Consider the following 22,163-nt stretch of genomic DNA (forward strand, 5'->3'; position numbering starts at 1 on the left):
CGAAGGAGAATCATCATGCAACAGAAAAGCGACAACGTTGTCAGCCACTATGTCTTTGAAGCGCCAGTCCGCATCTGGCACTGGTTGACGGTGTTATGCATGGCGGTGTTGATGGTCACCGGATACTTTATCGGCAAGCCGCTACCTTCCGTCAGCGGCGAGGCGACGTATCTGTTCTATATGGGCTACATCAGGTTAATTCACTTCAGCGCCGGGATGGTTTTTACCGTGGTTTTGCTGATGCGGATCTACTGGGCTTTTGTTGGCAATCGATACTCCCGCGAGCTGTTTATCGTGCCGGTATGGCGTAAAAGCTGGTGGCAGGGCGTGTGGTATGAAATCCGCTGGTATCTGTTTCTGGCAAAACGTCCGAGTGCCGATATAGGCCATAATCCCATCGCCCAGGCGGCGATGTTCGGCTATTTCCTGATGTCGGTCTTTATGATCATCACTGGTTTTGCGCTGTACAGCGAACACAGCCAGTACGCTATTTTTGCGCCGTTCCGTTATGTGGTGGAATTTTTCTACTGGACGGGTGGCAACTCAATGGACATTCACAGCTGGCATCGGCTGGGGATGTGGCTGATTGGCGCGTTTGTGATCGGTCATGTCTACATGGCGCTGCGTGAAGACATCATGTCCGACGACACGGTGATCTCCACCATGGTCAACGGCTACCGTAGCCACAAATTTGGCAAAATAAGTAACAAGGAGCGTTCATGAGCGAGCAACGCGTGGTGGTCATGGGGCTGGGCAACCTGCTGTGGGCCGATGAAGGCTTCGGCGTGCGGGTGGCGGAACGGCTGTATGCCCATTACCACTGGCCCGAGTATGTGGAGATTGTCGATGGCGGTACTCAGGGACTGAACTTGCTGGGGTATGTCGAAAGCGCCAGCCATCTGTTGATTCTCGATGCCATTGACTACGGGCTGGAACCTGGAACGCTGCGAACCTATGCCGGAGAACGCATTCCGGCTTATCTCAGCGCGAAGAAAATGAGCCTGCATCAGAACAGTTTCTCCGAAGTGTTGGCGCTGGCGGATATCCGCGGACATCTGCCAGCACATATTGCCCTCGTCGGTCTGCAACCCGCAATGCTCGACGACTACGGCGGTAGCCTGAGCGAACTGGCACGGGAGCAACTGCCCGCTGCGGAACAGGCGGCGCTGGCGCAGCTGGCTGCGTGGGGAATTGTGCCGCAACCGGCTAATGAATCGCGCTGTCTCAATTATGACTGTCTGTCGATGGAAAATTACGAAGGCGTTCGCTTGCGCCAGTACCGGATGACACAGGAGGAGCAGGGATGAGCAACGACACGCCATTTGATGCGTTGTGGCAACGAATGCTGGCGCGCGGCTGGACGCCAGTCAGTGAATCCCGTCTTGACGACTGGCTTACGCAAGCGCCAGACGGCGTGGTGTTATTAAGCAGTGACCCGAAACGCACGCCAGAGGTCAGCGATAATCCGGTAATGATTGGCGAATTACTGCGCGAGTTTCCCGACTATACATGGCAGGTGGCGATTGCTGACCTTGAGCAGAGCGAAGCCATCGGCGATCGCTTTGGCGTCTTTCGCTTTCCTGCCACTTTAGTGTTTACCGGCGGAAACTATCGCGGCGTGCTGAATGGTATTCACCCGTGGGCGGAACTGATAAACCTGATGCGCGGGCTTGTCGAACCGCAGCAGGAGCGTGCCTCATGAGCGAAACTTTTTTCCATCTGCTGGGGCCAGGAACGCAACCGAACGATGACAGTTTCAGCATGAATCCACTGCCGATCACCTGTCAGGTGAATGATGAACCGAGTATGGCGGCCCTGGAGCAATGTGCTCACAGCCCGCAGGTGATTGCGCTGTTAAACGAGTTACAACATCAACTAAGCGAACGCCAACCGCCGTTGGGCGAGGTGCTGGCAGTCGATCTGTTAAATCTCAACGCCGACGATCGTCACTTTATCAATACGCTTCTCGGGGAAGGGGAAGTGTCAGTGCGCATTCAGCAGGCTGACGACAGTGAAAGTGAAATACAGGAGGCGATCTTCTGCGGATTATGGCGGGTGCGCAGACGTCGCGGCGAAAAGTTGCTGGAGGACAAACTGGAGGCTGGCTGCGCGCCGCTGGCGTTGTGGCAGGCGGTAACGCAAAATCTCTTGCCGACAGATTCGCTGTTACCGCCGCCCATTGATGGCCTGATGAATGGCCTACCGTTGGCGCATGAGTTACTGGCACATGTACGTAACCCCGACGCGCAGCCGCACAGCATTAATCTGACGCAATTACCCATCAGCGAGGCTGATCGGCTTTTTCTCTCACGTCTCTGTGGGCCGGGAAATATTCAGATTCGTACCATTGGCTATGGCGAGAGCTATATCAACGCCACGGGGTTACGCCATGTCTGGCATTTACGCTGTACGGACACCTTAAAAGGCCCGTTACTGGAAAGTTATGAAATCTGCCCAATACCGGAAGTGGTGCTGGCAGCGCCAGAAGATTTGGTCGACTCTGCGCAGCGGCTTAGCGAGGTATGTCAGTGGCTGGCGGAAGCTGCACCGACGTAAAAAGACGGTAAGTATCGCTTTCAGTCTTATGAATATCGCAATCGGCGAATACCTCTGGTCGTAGAGTTTCAGGATAAAGAGGGAGATCTACCATTATCGGGTTATTTTTCTCTCTTCGCCTACAGGAGTGCGCATGTGGGATGTCATTGATTTATCGCGCTGGCAGTTTGCTCTGACCGCGCTGTATCACTTTTTATTTGTACCCCTTACCCTGGGGCTGATTTTTTTGCTGGCTATCATGGAAACCATTTACGTGGTCACCGGCAAAACAATCTACCGCGATATGACGCGCTTCTGGGGTAAGCTCTTCGGTATCAATTTTGCTCTTGGCGTGGCTACCGGCCTGACCATGGAGTTTCAGTTTGGTACTAACTGGTCATTCTATTCCAACTATGTGGGCGATATTTTTGGCGCACCACTGGCGATGGAAGCATTAATGGCCTTCTTCCTCGAATCCACCTTTGTCGGGCTGTTCTTCTTCGGCTGGCAACGGCTGAATAAATACCAGCACCTGCTGGTGACGTGGCTGGTGGCGTTCGGTTCAAATCTCTCTGCGTTGTGGATATTGAATGCCAACGGTTGGATGCAATACCCGACCGGTGCGCATTTTGATATCGACACCCTGCGTATGGAGATGACCAGCTTCAGCGAGCTGGTCTTTAACCCGGTCAGCCAGGTGAAATTTGTGCACACCGTAATGGCGGGCTACGTGACCGGGGCCATGTTTATTATGGCGATCAGCGCCTGGTATTTACTGCGCGGACGGGAGCGCGATGTCGCATTACGTTCGTTTGCCATCGGTTCCGTCTTCGGTACTCTGGCGATTATCGGTACCCTGCAACTCGGAGACAGTTCTGCGTATGAAGTCGCGCAAGTACAACCGGTAAAACTGGCGGCGATGGAAGGGGAGTGGCAAACGGAACCTGCACCTGCACCGTTCCATGTGGTTGCCTGGCCGGAACAGGATCAAGAGCGTAACGCCTTTGCCATCAAAATTCCCGCGCTGCTAGGGATCCTCGCCACTCACTCATTAGATAAACCCGTGCCGGGTCTGAAGAATTTGATGGCTGAAACCTACCCACGCTTGCAACGCGGACGTATGGCCTGGCTGTTAATGCAGGAAATATCGCAAGGCAATCGTGAGCCGCATGTGTTGCAGGCATTCCGGGAACTGGAAGGTGACCTGGGCTACGGCATGTTGCTCTCCCGCTATGCGCCGGATATGAATCATGTCACAGCCGCACAGTACCAGGCGGCGATGCGTGGCGCGATACCTCAGGTTGCGCCGGTATTCTGGAGTTTCCGCATCATGGTGGGCTGTGGTTCCCTGCTGCTACTGGTGATGCTGATTGCGCTTGTCCAGACGCTGCGTGGCAAAATCGACCAGCATCGCTGGGTGCTGAAAATGGCGCTCTGGAGTTTGCCGTTGCCGTGGATTGCGATTGAAGCCGGGTGGTTTATGACCGAGTTTGGTCGTCAGCCGTGGGCGATACAGGACATCTTACCGACATACTCCGCGCACTCCGCTTTAACCACAGGACAACTGGCTTTCTCACTGATCATGATCGTAGGGCTTTACACCCTGTTCTTAATCGCCGAAGTCTACCTGATGCAGAAATATGCCCGTCTGGGGCCGAGCGCGATGCAGAGTGAACAACCGACGCAGCAACAGGGGTAAAGGAGAAAATCATGTTTGATTATGAAACATTGCGCTTCATCTGGTGGCTGCTGATTGGCGTGATCCTGGTGGTCTTTATGATCTCCGACGGATTTGACATGGGGATCGGCTGTCTGCTGCCGCTGGTGGCGCGTAATGATGATGAACGCCGGATAGTGATAAACAGCGTTGGTGCACACTGGGAAGGCAACCAGGTCTGGTTGATCCTCGCTGGTGGGGCATTATTTGCCGCCTGGCCCAGAGTGTATGCAGCGGCGTTTTCCGGCTTTTATGTGGCGATGATCCTGGTGCTGTGCTCACTGTTCTTCCGCCCGCTGGCCTTTGATTATCGCGGAAAAATCGCCGATGCACGCTGGCGTAAAATGTGGGACGCCGGTCTGGTCATCGGCAGTCTGGTGCCGCCGGTAGTCTTCGGTATCGCCTTCGGCAACTTATTGCTCGGCGTGCCGTTTGCCTTCACACCGCAATTACGCGTGGAGTATCTCGGCAGCTTCTGGCAACTGCTGACGCCATTCCCTTTATTGTGCGGATTGCTCAGCCTTGGGATGGTGATTTTGCAAGGTGGCGTCTGGTTACAACTGAAAACTGTTGGTGTGATTCATCTGCGTTCACAGCTGGCCACCAAACGCGCTGCACTGTTGGTGATGCTGTGCTTTTTGCTGGCGGGTTACTGGCTGTGGGTCGGTATTGATGGCTTTGTACTGCTCGCCCAGGATGCTAACGGTCCTTCCAATCCGTTAATGAAACTGGTGGCAGTGCTACCTGGTGCCTGGATGAATAATTTCGTCGAATCGCCCGTTTTGTGGATCTTCCCGCTGCTGGGGTTCTTCTGCCCATTGCTGACGGTGATGGCGATTTATCGTGGTCGCCCGGGTTGGGGATTTTTAATGGCGTCATTGATGCAATTTGGCGTGATTTTCACGGCAGGCATCACGCTGTTCCCCTTTGTCATGCCGTCAAGCGTGAGTCCAATCTCCAGCCTGACGTTGTGGGACAGCACTTCCAGTCAGCTGACGCTGAGCATTATGTTGGTAATCGTGCTGATATTTTTGCCCATTGTGTTGCTCTACACTCTCTGGAGCTACTACAAAATGTGGGGACGCATGACAACAGAAACTCTCCGCCGTAACGAAAACGAGTTGTACTAAGGAGCAGGAACAATGTGGTATTTACTTTGGTTCGTCGGCATTTTGTTGATGTGTTCGCTCTCCACCCTTGTGTTGGTATGGCTGGACCCGCGTCTGAAAAGTTAACGAACGTAGGCCTGATGCGGCGCATTAGCATCGCATCAGGCAATCAATAATGTCAGATATGAAAAGCGGAAACATATCGATGAAAGCGATCTTAATCCCATTTTTATCTCTTCTGATTCCGTTAACCCCGCAATCTGCATTCGCTCAGAGTGAGCCGGAGCTGAAGCTGGAAAGTGTGGTGATTGTCAGTCGTCATGGTGTGCGTGCTCCAACCAAGGCCACGCAACTGATGCAGGATGTCACCCCAGACGCATGGCCAACCTGGCCGGTAAAACTGGGTTGGCTGACACCGCGCGGTGGTGAGCTAATCGCCTATCTCGGACATTACCAACGCCAGCGTCTGGTAGCCGACGGATTGCTGGCGAAAAAGGGCTGCCCGCAGTCTGGTCAGGTCGCGATTATTGCTGATGTCGACGAGCGTACCCGTAAAACAGGCGAAGCCTTCGCCGCCGGGCTGGCACCTGACTGTGCAATAACCGTACATACCCAGGCAGATACGTCCAGTCCCGATCCGTTATTTAATCCTCTAAAAACTGGCGTTTGCCAACTGGATAACGCGAACGTGACTGACGCGATCCTCAGCAGGGCAGGAGGGTCAATTGCTGACTTTACCGGGCATCGGCAAACGGCGTTTCGCGAACTGGAACGGGTGCTTAATTTTCCGCAATCAAACTTGTGCCTTAAACGTGAGAAACAGGACGAAAGCTGTTCATTAACGCAGGCATTACCATCGGAACTCAAGGTGAGCGCCGACAATGTCTCATTAACCGGTGCGGTAAGCCTCGCATCAATGCTGACGGAGATATTTCTCCTGCAACAAGCACAGGGAATGCCGGAGCCGGGGTGGGGAAGGATCACCGATTCACACCAGTGGAACACCTTGCTAAGTTTGCATAACGCGCAATTTTATTTGCTACAACGCACGCCAGAGGTTGCCCGCAGCCGCGCCACCCCGTTATTAGATTTGATCAAGACAGCGTTGACGCCCCATCCACCGCAAAAACAGGCGTATGGTGTGACATTACCCACTTCAGTGCTGTTTATCGCCGGACACGATACTAATCTGGCAAATCTCGGCGGCGCACTGGAGCTCAACTGGACGCTTCCCGGTCAGCCGGATAACACGCCGCCAGGTGGTGAACTGGTGTTTGAACGCTGGCGTCGGCTAAGCGATAACAGCCAGTGGATTCAGGTTTCGCTGGTCTTCCAGACTTTACAGCAGATGCGTGATAAAACGCCGCTGTCATTAAATACGCCGCCCGGAGAGGTGAAACTGACCCTGGCAGGATGTGAAGAGCGAAATGCGCAGGGCATGTGTTCGTTGGCAGGTTTTACGCAAATCGTGAATGAAGCACGCATACCGGCGTGCAGTTTGTAATGCATAAAAAAGAGCATTCAGTTACCTGAATGCTCTGAGGCTGATGACAAACGAAGAACTGTCTAATGCGTAGACCGGAAAAGGCGTTCACGCCGCATCCGGCCACTTTCAGTTTTACTCTTTCTCGGAGTAACTATAACCGTAATAGTTATAGCCGTAACTGTAAGCGGTGCTGGCGCGTTTAATCACACCATTGAGGATAGCGCCTTTAATATTGACGCCTGCCTGTTCCAGACGCTGCATTGACAAACTCACCTCTTTGGCGGTGTTCAAGCCAAAACGCGCAACCAGCAGGCTGGTGCCAACAGAACGCCCCACGACCGCGGCATCACTCACCGCCAGCATCGGCGGCGTATCGACAATCACCAGATCGTAATGGTCGTTCGCCCATTCCAGTAATTGACGCATCCGATCGCGCATCAGCAGTTCAGACGGGTTAGGTGGCACCTGACCGCGAGTAATCACATCAAAGCCTCCTTTGCCAAAATGCTGGATCACTTTGTTGAGCTCATCTTTACCTGCCAGATATTCCGACAAGCCATGTTCATTACTCACGGTAAACAGGTTATGCGAATAACCACGGCGTAAGTCGGCATCAATAAATAACACTTTTTGATCGGACTGGGCGATCACCGCTGCCAGAGTTGAACTGACAAACGTTTTACCACTGTCTGGCGTCGCACCGGTGATCATCAGAATGTTATTCTCCGTCTCCATCATAGCGAAATGCAGACTGGTTCGTAGCGCACGTACGGCTTCCACAGCAGAATCCGCCGGGTTATCCACCGCCAGGAAGGGGATATTTTTAGTACGATGGCGCTGCTGATTAGAAAATAAATTTTTCTTACGCAGACGGGTGCGTTTATCCAGCCACTCGGACATTGGGATAGTGGCATAAACGCTGATGCCGTGCTCTTCCAGTTGTTCCGGGGCTTCTACACCACGACGCAACATCGCACGCGCCAGCACGGCACCCACAGAAATAAACAGGCCAAGAATAAAACCAAGCACCACATTCAACGCTTTTTTCGGTTTCACTGGCTGCGGCTGAGTGACTGCCGGGTCGATAATCCGCACGTTACCAATGGCACTGGATTTCGAAATACTCAACTCCTGCTGGCGGTTAAGTAATTGCAGATATACCGCACGGCCCGCTTCTACGTCACGACTTAAACGCAACACTTCCTGTTGGGTGGAAGGCATTGCCGATACCCGCTTATTCAGGCGTTTGCGTTCTTGCTCCAGCGTCTGGCGTTTTTCCAGCAGCGCACGATAAGTTGGGTGATCTTTCTTATACAGCTGGGAGATCTCTGCCTCGCGGAAGGTCAGCTCATTGAGTTGATTATCAACGTTCACAATCTGCTCAAGAACGGCTTTGGCTTCCAGGTTAAGGTCAACCGAATCGCGCTGCTGGCGATAAACGTTGAGTTTTTCTTCCGCCTGGTCCAGCTCGCTGCGCACTTCAGGTAACTGGCGCTGTAAGAATTCAAGGCTTTGTGAATCCTGCGCCGCCTGGCGAGCGATATTCTGTTGCAAATAGTTGTTAGCGATGCTGTTCAGAATACGAGTAATCAACTGGGGATCATCACCAGTCATGGTAAGTTCCAGCATCCCGCTTTCTTTACTGCGTTCGCTAACGGTAAAGGTTTCCTGCAATGCGTTAATCGCTTCCAGTTCGGTACGCTGGCTCAGGACAAACTGTGTTCCTGGTTTGGCCTTAATGTCCGCGATAGTCAGCGCAACGCCATCTTTTTCCAGACGCTGGCCGACCATACCATTGACGGTGAACTCTTCACCTTCCAGTGTATAGTGGCCGTTTTCCCCAACCGTGAGTGTCAGTTGCTGATCCTGACCATTCAGTTGTGGAATATGCATCCAGCTGATCGCCAGCTCACCTGGTTTTTCTTTGGTTAATCTCGCCCAGCCGCGACCCACAATCGGAAAATACTTCTGCTCAACTATGTCGCGGAGATTCAGTTCAGCAATGGTTTTACCGAGAATCATGCGCGATTGCAGCAGTTGGATCTCCGGTGCAGACTCGGGCGATGAGTTAGGGATCATATCGCTCAGGCCGCTGAGAATGGCGTTGCCCTGTTTTTGCTCAACCTGGACCAGAGTATCTGCCTGATAAATTGGTGTACTTAACAGCGAGTAAGCGACAGCGATCAGCGTGAATAACGCGGTCACGCTGATAATAAACTTACGGTGATCCCATAACTCGCCGACCAGACGAAGCAGATCGATCTCATTTTCCTGAGTGCTGCCTGGTGGCGTATTCATATTTTTAGTTGTCATCGTATTTTATAAACTCAAATTACCGGCTGAGGCGCTTCGCCCATTCCTGACTGGCGCGCTCCAACATACCGTAGACATGTTCAAATGCGTCCTGACTTTTACGATAGGGATCCGGGATCTCTTTCTGTTCCAGCCATTGCCCAAACAGCATTGTCTTCCCGCGGACCTCGGGAGCAATTGCGGTAACCTGAGCAATATGTTCCGACTCCATTGCCAGAATCAGATCGTAATTTCGTGCCATCTCAGCAGTGAGCTTACGTCCGGCATGTCCTTCAAGAGATACGCCATGATTAGCGGCAACATCTGCCGCTGTCGCATCTGCAGGGTGTTTTACCAGACCATGAACACCTGCCGATTTGACTTTTACGCCCGGCAGACGTTTACGCAGCAAGCGCTCGCCAATGGGCGAACGGCAAATGTTGCCGGTACAAACCACCAGGATTGAGTTAAATTTTAGTTGGGCCATGTTTGAATCCACCGTGAAGTCTCTGTCAGGTCATGCACCCCGGAAATCGTCGGTACCAGCAGAGAAATCACACGGTTCCAACGAGCCAGCGGCGCGGTAGTGACATAAACAATGTCGTAAGGTTCAAGCTGGAATTCCGTTCCGAGTATCATTGCCGATGCGTCCTTCGCATTCAGCTGATAAATATTGGCGATTTTGCCATTCTGCTTGTTTTGCGTTGCACGAATAACAAAAATCCCCGTCGCATCAGCGACATCCTGATTCATACCCTCAGCGTTACCCAGCGCTTCCGCCAGGGTCATACCGCTGCGGTCCATTTTCAGCGTGCTCTGTTTACCCACTTCACCCATCACGAAGACTTTCAGATCATCGTTGCGCGGAATAAATAAAATATCGCCCGGGTGCAGCAGTTTGTTCTGGCGCAAGTCGCCACGCTGCATCAGCGCATAGAGGTTCACTTTGGTCTTTACGCCATTCTGGGTGAGCACCACGTTGCGCCAGTCTGCATCTGCGGTCAGACCGCCCGCGGCGTTAATCGCATCCATGATGGTCAGAGGAATATTGGTAATCGGCTGCTGACCCGATTTGCTGACTTCGCCGGTGACGTACGCTTTTTGCGATCGGAACGCCGCGACGCTGACATCGACTTGCGGGCTTTCAATGACTGAATCGAGACGCGCTGTAATCTCGTTGCGTACCTGGGTAAGTGTTTTCCCGGCCACTTTCAGGCGACCAATATAGGGGTAGAAAATCGCACCATCGGCGTTAACCCAGTTGCCGGTATCACTGGCGCTACGGTATTGCCCTGCGGGGGTGGTTAGTTCCGGGTGATCCCAGACCGTAACCATCAACACATCACCAATCCCGATACGATATTCATAGTTTGCGATTTGCTGCTCCAGCTCCGGGTTAGCCTGCGACATAATCGGTTTGGCGCGCAACTGATCAATCAATCCTGGCGTGACGGGATAGATATTGACCATTTTGTCCAGGTCATACTGATTGTCAGGTAGTTCAATGACATCCTTGTTACTGGTCGATAAATTCTGACCAGGAACAAGGGTACATGCTGTCAAAGACAGAACAGCCAATGTCAGTACCGAAAACTTAAAAATGTTCTTTTTCATTGGTTTATATTTATCAGTCAATGTAATGTTATGAATTACGTCAGGTTATTGTCCAACCGGTACTTCTCGCTCTGCCGTCATTGGATAGAGCTGGTATTTGCGTGACAGCATTTGTCCACCATCACGCGTCAATGGTGTCCACGAAACCACCGCGCGGTTGCGGTTAGGTCCAATGGTCATCAAGTCGAATGGAATCGAGATATAAAAACCTTTACTAAAGCCGCCTTCGCCGTAGTCATCTTTAGATACGTTACTGATTGCCGCCCATACCCCTACCGCCACGCCGCTGTCAAAGCGTTTGGCGACGTCGATCGTTGCGCCTTTATCTTTTGCCAGATATTGCCCAACGCTAAGTTTCATCAGTACGCCATTGAGCGTCGGCGGGTTCCAGTAAGCCGTCACGAAACCTGTTGGCGTGGAATAATCGGTGAAACGCATCATGTTGTCCCAGTCACGCTGCTTCACGTAGTTAACGTCCACACCCAGCGCCCAGCTGGCATCTAGCGGGCGATAAAGCAGCTCGGAACCGACACCGGCATACATCGTTTCCAGATAACCGCCATACACCTGGCCATAGAAACCATTGCCTAAGTCAGCAAAATAGTTCGCCTGCAAGTTGTTGAGATAAACGTCATTGCGAACGTAGTCACGGATATGCGTGCGCACGCGGGGCAGGGTAGAGTCCGCGGGCAACAGCGAAGACTTAAACTTGTCGTAGTTGTTGTAAATATTGGTGAAAATACCGCCATCAAGCAGCAGGTGGTCGGTAAACCAGTAGCGGGCACTGGACATCAGCCCCAGCTGGAACATATAGAAATCTTCCGGGCCGCCCAGCGACTGTGAAAGTGTTGGGTTGAAAGAGTAGCTAAAGCGATCTTCACGAATACGGTAGCCCCGACCAAAGGCAGAAAGATCTTCTGCTTCAACACGTTGTTGTTGAAGTTGCTCTGATTGACCAGGCGCTGTACCAGCCAGCTGTTTGCGCAGGCTGGCTACGTCGGTTTCGGTAGTCACCATCGCCATATGCTCGCGCTTTTGCGTCACGCTAATCTTCTCAACGCCTTGCGGCAGGTTATTCACCAGAATCCGGTTGGCACGATCGACCGCTTCGCGAGAATCACGGTATTTGTATTGTTGACCAGACATATACAGCGTCTTATCGCGCAGCTGAATTTCCGGTGCTTCAAAACCTGCGTTGTACTTCAGCGCGGTAAGTTGGTTCGCTACTGTGGTGTACTGCAATCCTTCAGATTCAGGCGCAGGTTGATATGCCGGTTTTGGCGTATCGCGCAGGGCAGGGCGCAGATCGTTGAAATTGGTCCGTAACGTGAAGCCAAACATCAACGTGTTACCGCGTTCATAACTCAGGTTGAGATCTGCCCAGCTGGCAGCGCGATAAACTGCGCCGACGTTGAAATGGCTTGCCTGAGGCAGTTTGCCAGCGAAATCATTCTGGTAATTGTTGCCATCGTATTCGAGTTTCAGACGCAGGGGATTCCACGGCGTTTGATACTCAATGCCGCCAAAGATGGAAGCCGGGCCACGAAAGATATCGCTAAAGCTGATATCGCCCGCATCGTGAGACTCTGCGCGATGACAATATTTATCGCTCACCCGGCAAAACGGGTTGGTAATATTGCCCGCATTACCGGCGTAGCCCCATGCCATCCCGAGGGTGAAATCAAATGGCCCCGCTTGCTTGCTGGCCACCAGATACTCACCGTCAAACAGACCCGTACCAGCAATATCACGTTTGCCAAACGCCACTTGCGGTAGCCAGTAACCTTCTTCCCACAGGCGAAGTTTAAAATCGAATGATTTGTCTTTGTATGACTGATCGCCGCTGAAATCTTCCCACTGGCTATATTTGCGTGTGCGCACATCCGTATAACGAATGGTGCCTTCCAGCCATGGGAACAGCGCCACGGAGGTGGAGTAGAACCGGTATTGATCGTTATCCCGGTAGTTGACGCTGAATTCACCTTCCGGTGCGATGCGCGCATTTGGCATCTGCAACAATCCTGTGCCGCCAAAGTCTGATTGCGACGAACCCAGCGGATCCGGGTAGGTTAATACTTCAGCATGACAGGCACTGGAGACGGCAATGGCCAGGCAGCTTAAAAGATAAGAATTCTTCTTCATCAGTCAGGAACACGTTGCGTTAAAACAGACACAATCTGGTCATTTAAATCAGCATATTTTTCGGGCAGTACATGCGCAGAAAAGCCCAACCAAAGCTGGCTGCCAGGCGGTGGTTCCACATGTCTTTTATTCCACAGGGCAACAGGGGCGACGACAGTCTCACCCTCAGGCGTAATCACCATAACGTTATTCTTGTCCGCGCCTGCAAGGCGGGGGTGATCTTGCAGATAATCGGTAACGCTACGGCCTGCCTGCCAAGGCAATTGCCCAGCCCCAGAAACCGCACCCAGCAGAGTAATAGTCACCGGACGCTGTACGGTATAGAGCGTATAGTCCCCGACCAACGGGGGATTGCTGTTCTCATCCACTCGTACAAAATCAGGGTCCAGTTTGACCGGTAAGCGACCAGTGATATTGAGATTGAGTAACTGCTGGCGCACGGATTTAATCGTTGCCGCCACATCGTCGTCAGCTTCTGCTTCCCAGGAAGCAAGCTGTGCCATGACATGTTGGTAGTCTTTAAGCGCTTTAGCTTTCGCCGCAGAGTCGGTCAGCAAGGCACCAGGCCACCAGAGGCGATCGCGCAGTTGCGGTTGTGTCACCAACTGGACAACATTTTCCATGGGGCCAACGGAAAGTGTCTGTTGTTCGCCAGGCAGATAAATAGTCACCGTTCCTTGCGCAAAGGCATGGGGTGTCATTACGTAAAGTACGCTGGCAATGAAATACGACTGTAATTTATTCATGGTGCGGGTTTAAGAAACGTCATTTCTACGGGAATAACCCCTGCGCCTAACATTTGCCGACTTTGACGAACCTGGCCAGTAGCCGAATCGACCCAGAATGTGTTTTGCCACTGTTTTTCTGGCCGCGTGGAAGTCACCTCTTCCTGCCAGACATTACACAGCACATTGCGACCCGCAATATTCAGCGTCTCTAATCCAGCAAAGGAAAAAGTAGAACTCAGGGTCGCAGAGCGAAAATGGTTGTCTTCACTCCAGAGAATATCGCGCGTCCAGCGGCTGCCATCTTTTATTGCCAGCGCGTTACGCAGAGGGTCCTGCCCGGAATTTGTCACTTCCAGCAGATTATTATTAAGTTTGACGGTTTTTAAAAGACGTCCATTGTGGGTAACCAGCATGGCGTTATCCTGGGATAACCATTTGCTTTGTTCTTGTTCTATATATCCCAGTACCACAAAGATTCGTTGCCCTTCATTAAGGCGTAAATACATCGTGGAATAAGGCAACGCCTGGATCTGCTGATCCGCTACGGTGATATCCTGATTATCGAAAAGGCTGGCGCGAAATGTATCGACCATACTTTGCTGGCTGTGCGTACATCCCGCAAGAAATAGTGCGAAAATCGATAAAATAAGAGGGCGCACCTTTAATCCTTGAAAGGTTAATTAAAAAAATGCAAATCTCTAAAGCCCGGTACGAATATCGCAACCGGGTATCATTTAACTTTAATTTCGACGCGTTAAAGCAGTATTAGCGTGTAGTGGACGTGGTGGTTGAGGTGTTATGAGAACCGCCATCGCCACTGTCATTTGCTGCAACAACTGCCAACGTCGCCACACCAACAGCCGTTGCCACACCGACAACTGTCGCCGTGCCGACAGCGCCAGCAGCCACGCCACCAGTGGTAGTAGCAGTCGTGGTTGCGCCGGTAGTGGTCGTTGTGGTGCCAGTAGTACCCGTCGTTGCCTCGGTCCCGTTTGTTGCTTCAGGGGCAGCAAACGCAGCTGGCGTCGTCAACATGAAGGCCATAAGGATTGCAGAAAGCTTGTGTTTCATAACTTTTCCTTTATTCATCGCATGGACAATACGTACGCTTGAGATCAGGATTGTCTACTTTGAGTATAACATCCTTGTGAAATCTCCCTTTCCTCATACCGCTTGCACTATATACTGCGGGTAGGAAAGGCGCGCAGAGGGAAATATAAGATTGTTAACTATCCCCCTCTGGAAATACGACTTGTGAGCATAAGATAAATCTTAGCAAAATACAAATTAAAGATAAGGAAATTGTTACGAAAGCTATTAATTATTGTTGGTAATATAGTTTCAAGTGGTACTATAACTGGCTGTTAAATGGCATTTATAACTATTAGGTGCAGAGATATTCGCTTAAATGGATTAGTTTCTTTGTGGAAAAGTAACTGATGTTATAATGTATGATGTTGACTATTGCACTATTCCAATAAAACCAGTCAGCTTTAAACAAGCAGCGTCATATTAAGAGAGATAAACATTTGCCGCTGTTGGTCCTCGCAGGCCATTTACGCGGCAAAATTCCACACGTAATCCTGGTATAAGCACTTCTGCGTCGCGGGGAGTGAATGCGGAAATATGGACCTGAACTTCTTTACGACCGTCGGAGGGGATAATGAATCCTTTGCCGCTTTTGCGATCAAAGGTTTTGACAATTCCTGTCATTTTACGGGACAAACAAATTCCTTACTGAAAATACTGCGCTGCACTATACGGGGTTAATAAAATAAAGCCAGCGATATTTAAGACCGCCGGACGGCTAAAATAAAATTTGCTTAATCTCAATTATCATGCGTTAATAGCTGCGTCGGTTTGAAAGACAGACAGCATACAAAGTAGTTTACTAAAGCAGTTCTCATTATCAGGCATTATCCCCTTCTTTTGAGTCTCTCTCCTGAACACTAAGTAGTTTCTGTATTAAAGCCCTGTTTGCCGAAAGGCCCAAAATGAAGGAAGTAAAATATGTCTAATAAAATGACTGGTTTAGTAAAATGGTTTAACGCAGATAAAGGTTTTGGCTTTATCACTCCTGATGATGGCAGCAAAGACGTTTTCGTCCATTTCACTGCCATCCAGAGCAATGAATTCCGCACGCTGAACGAAAATCAGAAAGTTGAATTTTCTATTGAGCAGGGGCAACGTGGCCCCGCGGCAGCGAACGTTGTTACGCTCTAAGGTTGCCGTTATTACTCAACATCTCCATTTCCGCTGTCCATGTTGTCATGGTTCACAGTACCGTACATCGGCATTCGATGTGACGGAGCGAAACCCTTTGGGCGCTAAGTGTATTTTTTGTAAATCGACGATGATCACCTTTGATAACGTCGCGCTGCAAATACGCACGGACCATGCGCCGCTGGATTTCACAAAATAATATCAGGCTCCCTCGTGGAGCCTTTTTTATATCTGCCTTATTTTTCTTCAACGCTGTATGTATAGTAAGCGATAACCTGTTGATTATTGAATCTTTCGGGGAGATGGCTTATAACATTTCTTACCTGACCAGGGTACCGGGAACCAACACCTTACTGGCGTGTTGCTGTCTTTCAAGACCAGAAGAGGTTAACAGTGAATATTGAAGAGTTAAAAAAACAAGCCGAAACGGAAATCGCCGACTTTATCGCGCAAAAAATCGCCGAGCTGAACAAGAATACAGGGAAAGAAGTCTCTGAAATTCGCTTCACCGCACGAGAAAAAATGACCGGGCTTGAAAGTTATGATGTCAAAATCAAAATAATGTGATTTTGTGAACATCACCCGTGCGAGGTGATGTTCCGCTTGTTGCTAATTTAGTGACCAATCATTGGCGCTTGTGGAATTAAGCGTCGGTACAATTCATCCGGTACCGGGCTTTGCCATACTCCCGCATACATTGCGTAACCAATCACCGCAAACATAATCCCCAGAACCAGTAGCGTCATTAACCAGCCAGACAACGCAAAGGCTTTTTTATTTGCCGCAGGTTTTTGCAGTGAAAAGGTCAATGTTGAGGCTACCGGACATGACTCTACGCAAGTCATACAGCCGGTACATTCCACTGTTCGTACCTGAATTAATTTATCGACCGGGATCCGTGATGGGCAATTTTTTGCGCATTTGCCACAGTCGATACAACTTTCGGCATTGCGACGAATCTTAAACGGCGACAATAGCGAAACCACGCCCATCAGCGCGCCATATGGGCAAAGATAACGACACCAGGCATGGCGAATAAACAGGCTGGCAATCAGCAAAACGGTCACGCTGATTAATGTCGCGGTCCCCATATGACGAAAGAAATCGAGCATTTTAACGTCCATCACCACGCTGTAGGGCGACAACATAAAATAGTGAATCGCCTGAGCGGGCATCAATAACGCGATATAGAGAAAAAAACTCAACAGCAAATACTTCACGCCGCGCAGAGGAATATCCAGCCAGCGGGGAAGGACACATTGCCGACCAAACAGTTTGTTACCGAGATCGCCGATTAATTCAGAAAGCGTACCAACCGGGCATAACCATGAGCAAAAGGCCTTTTTGAGTAATAGACTGATGACGATAAAAGCGACCAATAACAGCATCGCGGCGGCGTGGACGGACGGTAACTGACCTGTTACAAGGCTATATTTCAGATTCATCAGCCCGGCAATCGGTAGCCAGCCTTCGATACCTCCCGGTCTGGCGACAAATGTCGTGCTACTTGCCGTTTCGTAATAGCGCACCCAATACCAGAACGTGATGGCAATATAAATATTCATTGCCAACAGTAATAATTGCGTCGCTTTACGCCAGGTCGTGGCATTACGCCAGTCATTCCACGGTAATTTGCCGCCCGTCGTGCCTGGCCGCCGCTGCCAGCGGGTTCTTTTATTCTCTGCCATGATTTTGCCAGTCCGTTAAGTTGTATACCAAATGCCACTATTCTAGTTGTTCTTAACTGGCTGATATTGATTCAAATCGCGTTCAGGTCTTTCTTATGCAACCATGCTTCCAGAGCGGCAACACTGCGTGTAATTTCTTCGTGTGGAAGGGGGGCAGATAATGGCTGCTGCTCCAGTTGTGCGCATAGCTGGCTGGCGATACGCATTCCCAGACTCGAGCAACTGCTTTTTAGCTGATGCGCGGCACGCTTTATTTTCTCGCTATCCTGACTGGCGCGGGCAATGTCGATTTCATCGAGAAGCGGCAGGGCATGTTGTGTAAATAATACCAGCCATTCGTGGATCTTCTCCGTCCCCATTAACTGAGCATCTTCATTGAGTTGCGATACATCCAGCGATTGATCGTTATTGACTTGCAGTTGGAGATAGTGCGCCAGTAACTGACCGAGCACTTCACGCGGCACCGGTTTAGGGATAATCCCGCGGAATAATGAACTGGTACGCTGGCGCAGCGTTTCGTCAATGACATGGGCGCTAAAGCCAATCAAAACCAGCGACGGATATTGCTGTGCCAGTTGTCGGGCAAGCGTAATGCCGTCGACATCCGGCAGATCAAAATCCACCAGTGCGGCAGCAAACGGTTCGCTATTTTGCAGTGTCTCTAAAGCCTGCGCGGCATTGCCAACAGCAACAACCTGCGCACCACTGGTGTTCAGCATCTCAACGGTAATTCGCTGGGTTAGCGGGTTATCTTCAATTAACAGCAAACGTAAACCGTCAAGACGCACCGCCTGATTGACTGTTTTTGGCACGGGTGCCGTGGCAACACGTAACGGCAAGCGTAAACAAAAACAGCTTCCAACCTCCGGCGTGCTGGTGGCGCTCAGTTCGCCGCCCATCGCCTGGGCCAGACGGCTACTGATAGTCAGCCCCAGCCCGGTGCCGCCGCGTTTGCCGCTTACCTGCACAAATGGCTGGAAGATTTCTGCCAGTTTCGCGGGATCAATACCGCAGCCGCTGTCTTCCACTTCGACCAGCCATTGCTCGCCATCAGTGCGACTACGCAGGATAATGTACCCTTCGTCAGTAAAACGCAGGGCGTTGCTCAACAGGTTGGTTATAACCTGACGAATACGTCGTGGATCGCCCATTAACGCGCACGGCATATCATCGGCAATTGCCGTTGCCAGGCGAATCGGGCGACCTTTCACCCGTCCGCTCATTAATTGCAGGGTACTTTCCAGCAGCGGGCGCGGTTCAAAGGGCTCATCGCTGACCGAAACATTCTTGCCACCTGCTTCGATAGCGGAATAATCGAGAATATCGTTGAGGATGGTCAGCAACGATTCACCAGAGTCAGTAATTGCCCGCAAATCATCACGCTGGGCGTTAAGTGCGGGGTTATCTGCCAGCAGTTGAGCAGTGCCGAGAATACCGTACAGCGGTGTGCGGATCTCATGGCTCATCGCCGCCAGAAACGCCGATTTTGCCTGGCTGGCTTTTTCTGCTTCCGCCCGTGCCTGTCGGTGTTCTATCACCAGTTCCTGCAATTCAGCTGTACGCGCTTTGACCTGCGCCGCCAGCTGTTCGCGGTGGCGATTCAGTGCATGAACATTGCTGCGAAACGCATCCATCAGCCGCCCGATGGTATCCAGCTCCCGTACGCCAGCGGTTTCCGGGAAAGGGGAGTCAATATCACCGTCCAGCAGCCGTTGCAGCGCCTGCGTTTGTTCGGCAAGTGGACGCGTGACTGAGCGATAAACCACGCGCCAGAGGATCAGAATCAGTGCGCAAAGAGAAACTATTCCCAGCAATAACAGGCTGTATTGCCCGCGTGCACTCGCTTTTTCCAGATGCGCCAGTCCGTGCTGATTACGCAGCTCAATGGTATCGACCAGCTGACTGACTTCGCTACTAAACTGCGCGAACTGGGCGATGTTATTTTGGGCGAGAGTTTGCAGGTGAGTGCTGATTTCACTGTCCTGCTGATACAGCGCCAGTAGATCGCTATATTGGCTAACGGTAGTTAACGTTGTTGCGACCTGCGCACGAACTCCCGGATCTTCAATGCGTATTTGCCGACGTTGCAGAATTTTCACCGCATTATTGAGCTGCTTTTCCAGCGTTGGTGCATTTTTCTGGATCTGCTCCAGCCCCAGATTCATCACCATTTGCTGCACCCGCAGAGCGCTAAGGCGCAGTTCATTCATCTGGTTAACATACTCAAGATCGATATCAATCAGCCGATCGAGTGCACTTTCAGCAGCCTGACGCTGATCTTGTTCGATCAAATCGTAAATCCCGGCCTGGGTCGCTCCAGCGGAAGTTGTCGCATTATTCGCCTGACCTTGCGCCAGGCGTGCGATCTCATCGGCGGCAGCGACTATCTGCTGACTGAGTTGCCGTTGTTGCTGGCGTAGTTGCAGACGCCGCCCCACCAGTTCCCCTTGCTGACGTAATGAACGGGAGATCTCCTGCTCCTGTTGTTCAATAGCGGTGGTATCAAAACCTTGTTCCCGTAACGCTTGCAGCAACGCATTAATCTTCAGGCTTTGTGCGGTGAGCATTCGCCCCTGCGCCTGCCACATCTTTTCGTTATCGGCACTGGTCAGGTTCTGCGCGGCGAAAAGTTCCCAGGCGCTGGCTTCGCTCAACTGGCGCGCCATATTCATGGTAGGAATCAATGCCTGAGTGTTGTCTTTTTCCACCTGGCTGATAAAGCGCAGGTTGTACCATCCCACCAGGGTACTGGTCAGGGTTAACAGCGCCATCAGGGCAAAGCCCATCCAGAGTCTTCGGGTCAGGGTTAAATTCACGGTCGGTGCACTTAAGGTGAAAAAGGTTGAGTCGCAAAGCGGAATGCATCTAGCATAAAGCCTTATTATTGATGAGGCTATCATGCGCGTACTGCTATTTTTACTTCTTTCCCTTTTCATGTTATCGGCATTTTCGGCTGATAACCTGTTGCGCTGGCATGATGCGCAGCATTACACGGTGCAAGCCTCTACGCCGCTTAAAGCCAAACGCGCATGGAAACTGTGCGCGCTTTATCCCAGCCTGAAAGATTCATACTGGTTATCGTTGAACTATGGTATGCAGGAGGCAGCTCGCCGCTATGGTGTGGATTTAAAAGTGCTGGAGGCAGGCGGCTACAGCCAGTTGGCTACCCAGCAAGCACAAATCGACCAGTGTAAACAGTGGGGCGCAGAGGCCATTTTGCTCGGTAGTAGCACTACGTCATTTCCCGACCTGCAAAAGCAGGTAGCAAATCTGCCGGTGATCGAACTGGTAAATGCTCTTGATGATCCCCTGGTGAAAAGCCGCGTTGGTGTACCCTGGTTTCAGATGGGCTATCAACCTGGGCGATATTTGGTGCAATGGGCGCACGGTAAACCACTGAACGTGCTGTTGATGCCCGGACCCGATAATGCCGGGGGCAGTAAAGAGATGGTCGAGGGTTTTCGCGCAGCCATTGCCGGAAGCCCGGTGCGTATTGTTGATATTGCGCTTGGTGATAACGATATTGAAATCCAGCGTAACCTGTTGCAGGAGATGCTGGAACGCCACCCAGAAATCGACGTCGTTGCCGGAACGGCCATTGCGGCAGAGGCGGCAATGGGTGAAGGGCGTAACCTGAAAACGCCGCTTACCGTGGTGTCGTTTTATCTTTCACATCAGGTGTATCGCGGGCTGAAGCGGGGAAGAGTGATTATGGCTGCCAGCGATCAAATGGTCTGGCAGGGGGAACTGGCGGTTGAGCAGGCCATCAGGCAATTACAGGGGCAATCGGTGTCTGATAATGTCAGCCCACCGATTTTAGTTCTGACGCCGAAAAATGCCGACCGTGAACATATTCGCCGCTCGCTGTCACCTGGGGGATTTCGTCCGGTCTATTTTTATCAGCACACATCAGCGGCTAAGAAATAACCTTCACCATGTTGCGTCACCAGTAAATCCGCGCTGAGTTTATGACGTAAACGACGAATTAACACATCGACGGTGCGCAGGTCAGGGTTTTCCACCCGACGCGCAGAAAGCATACGTAGCAGACGTTCACGGCTGAGAATTTCGCCCGGATTCGTCACAAATGCCACCAACATTTCATACTCTGCGCGGGTCAGTTTAATCGGCTCGCCATCCCGCTCCAGCGTATGGCGCGACACATTCAGGCAATAACCGGCAAAGCGATAGCAGTTGTCCTGAGTGTGCGGTTGAGCTTGTCGCGCGAGGTCGATTCGCCAGAGCAGATTTTTCACCCGTACTACCAGTTCGCGCAGTTCCAGCGGTTTGGTGACGTAATCGTCTGCGCCCATTTCCAGCCCAACAATACGGTCAATCCGATCGCTGCGTCCGGTAACCAGAATAATCCCCACCGTTGAGCGTTCTCGCAGGGCGCGGGTTAACATCAGGCCATTTTCATCGGGTAAGTTGATATCCAGCAGAATTAAATCTACCGGCTGATTCTGCATAATTTCCCGCAGCCCGGCACCGCTCGCTGTAACGGAAACGGTATACCCCTCCTGAGTGAAGTAAGATTGTAATCGCGCCTGGGTAACCGGCTCATCTTCAACAATAACAATGTGATGTGGCATCAGAGGGTTTTACTCATTCTGTTCATATCTGTTCATA

At 51.4% G+C, this 22,163-nt stretch carries 24 protein-coding genes; 13 read left to right on the top strand and 11 right to left on the bottom strand.

Translation table 11 applies throughout. The features are described from left to right. Positions 1-15 precede the first annotated feature (15 nt). The 8 genes from hyaC (at position 16) to appA (ending at position 6,865) form a co-directional block, all read left to right on the top strand. A complete protein-coding gene (hyaC, locus tag E0D98_RS04280; protein ID WP_001186424.1) occupies positions 16-723 on the top strand; it encodes a Ni/Fe-hydrogenase b-type cytochrome subunit in 708 nt (235 codons plus the stop codon). After that, positions 720-1,307: a hydrogenase 1 maturation protease gene (hyaD, locus tag E0D98_RS04285; RefSeq protein WP_000003671.1), complete on the top strand. Its 588-nt coding sequence runs from the start codon at positions 720-722 to the stop codon at positions 1,305-1,307. Before hyaC ends, hyaD begins: the two co-directional genes overlap by 4 nt. Continuing rightward, positions 1,304-1,702, top strand: a complete 399-nt coding sequence (gene hyaE / locus E0D98_RS04290) for a hydrogenase-1 operon protein HyaE (protein WP_000063978.1) — start codon at positions 1,304-1,306, stop codon at positions 1,700-1,702. The genes hyaD and hyaE overlap by 4 nt, the downstream gene beginning before the upstream one ends. Further along, positions 1,699-2,556, top strand: coding sequence for a hydrogenase expression/formation protein (locus E0D98_RS04295; RefSeq protein ID WP_000004904.1), 858 nt, complete (start codon positions 1,699-1,701; stop codon positions 2,554-2,556). Before hyaE ends, E0D98_RS04295 begins: the two co-directional genes overlap by 4 nt. Positions 2,557-2,689: 133 nt before the next feature. After that, the gene (gene appC / locus E0D98_RS04300; protein WP_000263563.1) at positions 2,690-4,234 is read left to right on the top strand and encodes a cytochrome bd-II oxidase subunit 1; all 1,545 of its coding nucleotides are present in this window, start codon (positions 2,690-2,692) and stop codon (positions 4,232-4,234) included. Between the two features lie 11 nt (positions 4,235-4,245). Further along, positions 4,246-5,382, top strand: coding sequence for a cytochrome d ubiquinol oxidase subunit II (gene appB, locus E0D98_RS04305; protein ID WP_000460803.1), 1,137 nt, complete (start codon positions 4,246-4,248; stop codon positions 5,380-5,382). Positions 5,383-5,394: 12 nt separating this feature from the next. Next, positions 5,395-5,487, top strand: a complete 93-nt coding sequence (gene cbdX, locus E0D98_RS04310) for a cytochrome bd-II oxidase subunit CbdX (protein ID WP_000270305.1) — start codon at positions 5,395-5,397, stop codon at positions 5,485-5,487. 79 nt (positions 5,488-5,566) lie between these two features. Further along, complete coding sequence (gene appA, locus E0D98_RS04315) at positions 5,567-6,865, top strand: bifunctional acid phosphatase/4-phytase (RefSeq protein ID WP_001300464.1); 1,299 nt, start codon at positions 5,567-5,569, stop codon at positions 6,863-6,865. Between the two features lie 114 nt (positions 6,866-6,979). Here the strand turns inward: appA and etk are convergent, their stop codons facing one another. The 8 genes from etk to cspH all read right to left on the bottom strand — a co-directional run bounded on the left by etk (position 6,980) and on the right by cspH (position 15,348). Then, positions 6,980-9,160: a tyrosine-protein kinase gene (gene etk, locus E0D98_RS04320; protein WP_000208650.1), complete on the bottom strand. Its 2,181-nt coding sequence runs from the start codon at positions 9,158-9,160 to the stop codon at positions 6,980-6,982. 19 nt (positions 9,161-9,179) lie between these two features. Then, positions 9,180-9,626, bottom strand: a complete 447-nt coding sequence (gene etp, locus E0D98_RS04325; RefSeq protein WP_000057871.1) for a protein-tyrosine-phosphatase Etp — start codon at positions 9,624-9,626, stop codon at positions 9,180-9,182. Then, a complete protein-coding gene (locus tag E0D98_RS04330; RefSeq protein WP_001295357.1) occupies positions 9,614-10,753 on the bottom strand; it encodes a polysaccharide export protein in 1,140 nt (379 codons plus the stop codon). The genes etp and E0D98_RS04330 overlap by 13 nt, the downstream gene beginning before the upstream one ends. Before the next feature lie 45 nt (positions 10,754-10,798). Next, positions 10,799-12,895 carry a YjbH domain-containing protein gene (locus E0D98_RS04335; protein ID WP_000742348.1) on the bottom strand — a complete coding sequence of 699 codons (2,097 nt, stop codon included), beginning with the start codon at positions 12,893-12,895 and terminating at the stop codon, positions 10,799-10,801. Continuing rightward, entirely contained in the window at positions 12,895-13,641 is a 747-nt protein-coding gene (locus E0D98_RS04340; protein ID WP_001038062.1) for a capsule biosynthesis GfcC family protein, read from the bottom strand. Before E0D98_RS04340 ends, E0D98_RS04335 begins: the two co-directional genes overlap by 1 nt. Next, positions 13,638-14,282, bottom strand: coding sequence for a lipoprotein GfcB (gene gfcB, locus E0D98_RS04345; protein ID WP_001247610.1), 645 nt, complete (start codon positions 14,280-14,282; stop codon positions 13,638-13,640). The genes E0D98_RS04340 and gfcB overlap by 4 nt, the downstream gene beginning before the upstream one ends. A gap of 106 nt (positions 14,283-14,388) precedes the next feature. Then, the gene (locus E0D98_RS04350; RefSeq protein ID WP_001295358.1) at positions 14,389-14,694 is read right to left on the bottom strand and encodes a threonine-rich inner membrane protein GfcA; all 306 of its coding nucleotides are present in this window, start codon (positions 14,692-14,694) and stop codon (positions 14,389-14,391) included. A 441-nt stretch (positions 14,695-15,135) separates the two neighbouring features. Continuing rightward, a complete protein-coding gene (gene cspH / locus E0D98_RS04355) occupies positions 15,136-15,348 on the bottom strand; it encodes a cold shock-like protein CspH (RefSeq protein WP_000087763.1) in 213 nt (70 codons plus the stop codon). A 285-nt stretch (positions 15,349-15,633) separates the two neighbouring features. On the opposite strand from cspH, the gene cspG reads away from it, so the two are divergent. From cspG to E0D98_RS04375, 4 genes are read left to right on the top strand one after another with little or no spacing between them, the layout of a single operon-like run. Further along, on the top strand, positions 15,634-15,846 hold the full coding sequence (cspG, locus tag E0D98_RS04360; protein WP_000066490.1) for a cold shock protein CspG: 213 nt from the start codon (positions 15,634-15,636) through the stop codon (positions 15,844-15,846). A 10-nt stretch (positions 15,847-15,856) separates the two neighbouring features. Next, complete coding sequence (locus E0D98_RS04365; protein ID WP_071524879.1) at positions 15,857-16,045, top strand: cold-shock protein; 189 nt, start codon at positions 15,857-15,859, stop codon at positions 16,043-16,045. Then, entirely contained in the window at positions 16,020-16,250 is a 231-nt protein-coding gene (gene ymcE, locus E0D98_RS04370; RefSeq protein WP_001316982.1) for a protein YmcE, read from the top strand. Before E0D98_RS04365 ends, ymcE begins: the two co-directional genes overlap by 26 nt. After that, positions 16,240-16,413 carry an addiction module toxin, GnsA/GnsB family gene (locus E0D98_RS04375; protein WP_001019197.1) on the top strand — a complete coding sequence of 58 codons (174 nt, stop codon included), beginning with the start codon at positions 16,240-16,242 and terminating at the stop codon, positions 16,411-16,413. The genes ymcE and E0D98_RS04375 overlap by 11 nt, the downstream gene beginning before the upstream one ends. Positions 16,414-16,460: 47 nt before the next feature. Here the strand turns inward: E0D98_RS04375 and E0D98_RS04380 are convergent, their stop codons facing one another. Together E0D98_RS04380 and torS are read right to left on the bottom strand one after the other, a co-directional pair. Next, a complete protein-coding gene (locus E0D98_RS04380; protein WP_000829668.1) occupies positions 16,461-17,534 on the bottom strand; it encodes a 4Fe-4S binding protein in 1,074 nt (357 codons plus the stop codon). A gap of 71 nt (positions 17,535-17,605) precedes the next feature. After that, positions 17,606-20,350: a TMAO reductase system sensor histidine kinase/response regulator TorS gene (gene torS, locus E0D98_RS04385; RefSeq protein WP_001307096.1), complete on the bottom strand. Its 2,745-nt coding sequence runs from the start codon at positions 20,348-20,350 to the stop codon at positions 17,606-17,608. Positions 20,351-20,432: 82 nt separating this feature from the next. On the opposite strand from torS, the gene torT reads away from it, so the two are divergent. Then, positions 20,433-21,461 (top strand): TMAO reductase system periplasmic protein TorT, encoded by a 1,029-nt coding sequence (torT, locus tag E0D98_RS04390; RefSeq protein WP_001264955.1) that lies wholly within the window; start codon positions 20,433-20,435, stop codon positions 21,459-21,461. On the opposite strand, the gene torR is transcribed toward torT, so the two are convergent. After that, positions 21,434-22,126, bottom strand: a complete 693-nt coding sequence (gene torR / locus E0D98_RS04395; protein WP_001120112.1) for a two-component system response regulator TorR — start codon at positions 22,124-22,126, stop codon at positions 21,434-21,436. The two genes, torT and torR, sit on opposite strands and share 28 nt — an antisense overlap. Positions 22,127-22,163 lie beyond the last annotated feature (37 nt).

Source organism: Escherichia sp. KCJ4928, from assembly GCF_004352695.1.
In the GTDB taxonomy this organism is placed as follows: Bacteria; Pseudomonadota; Gammaproteobacteria; order Enterobacterales; family Enterobacteriaceae; genus ECMA0423.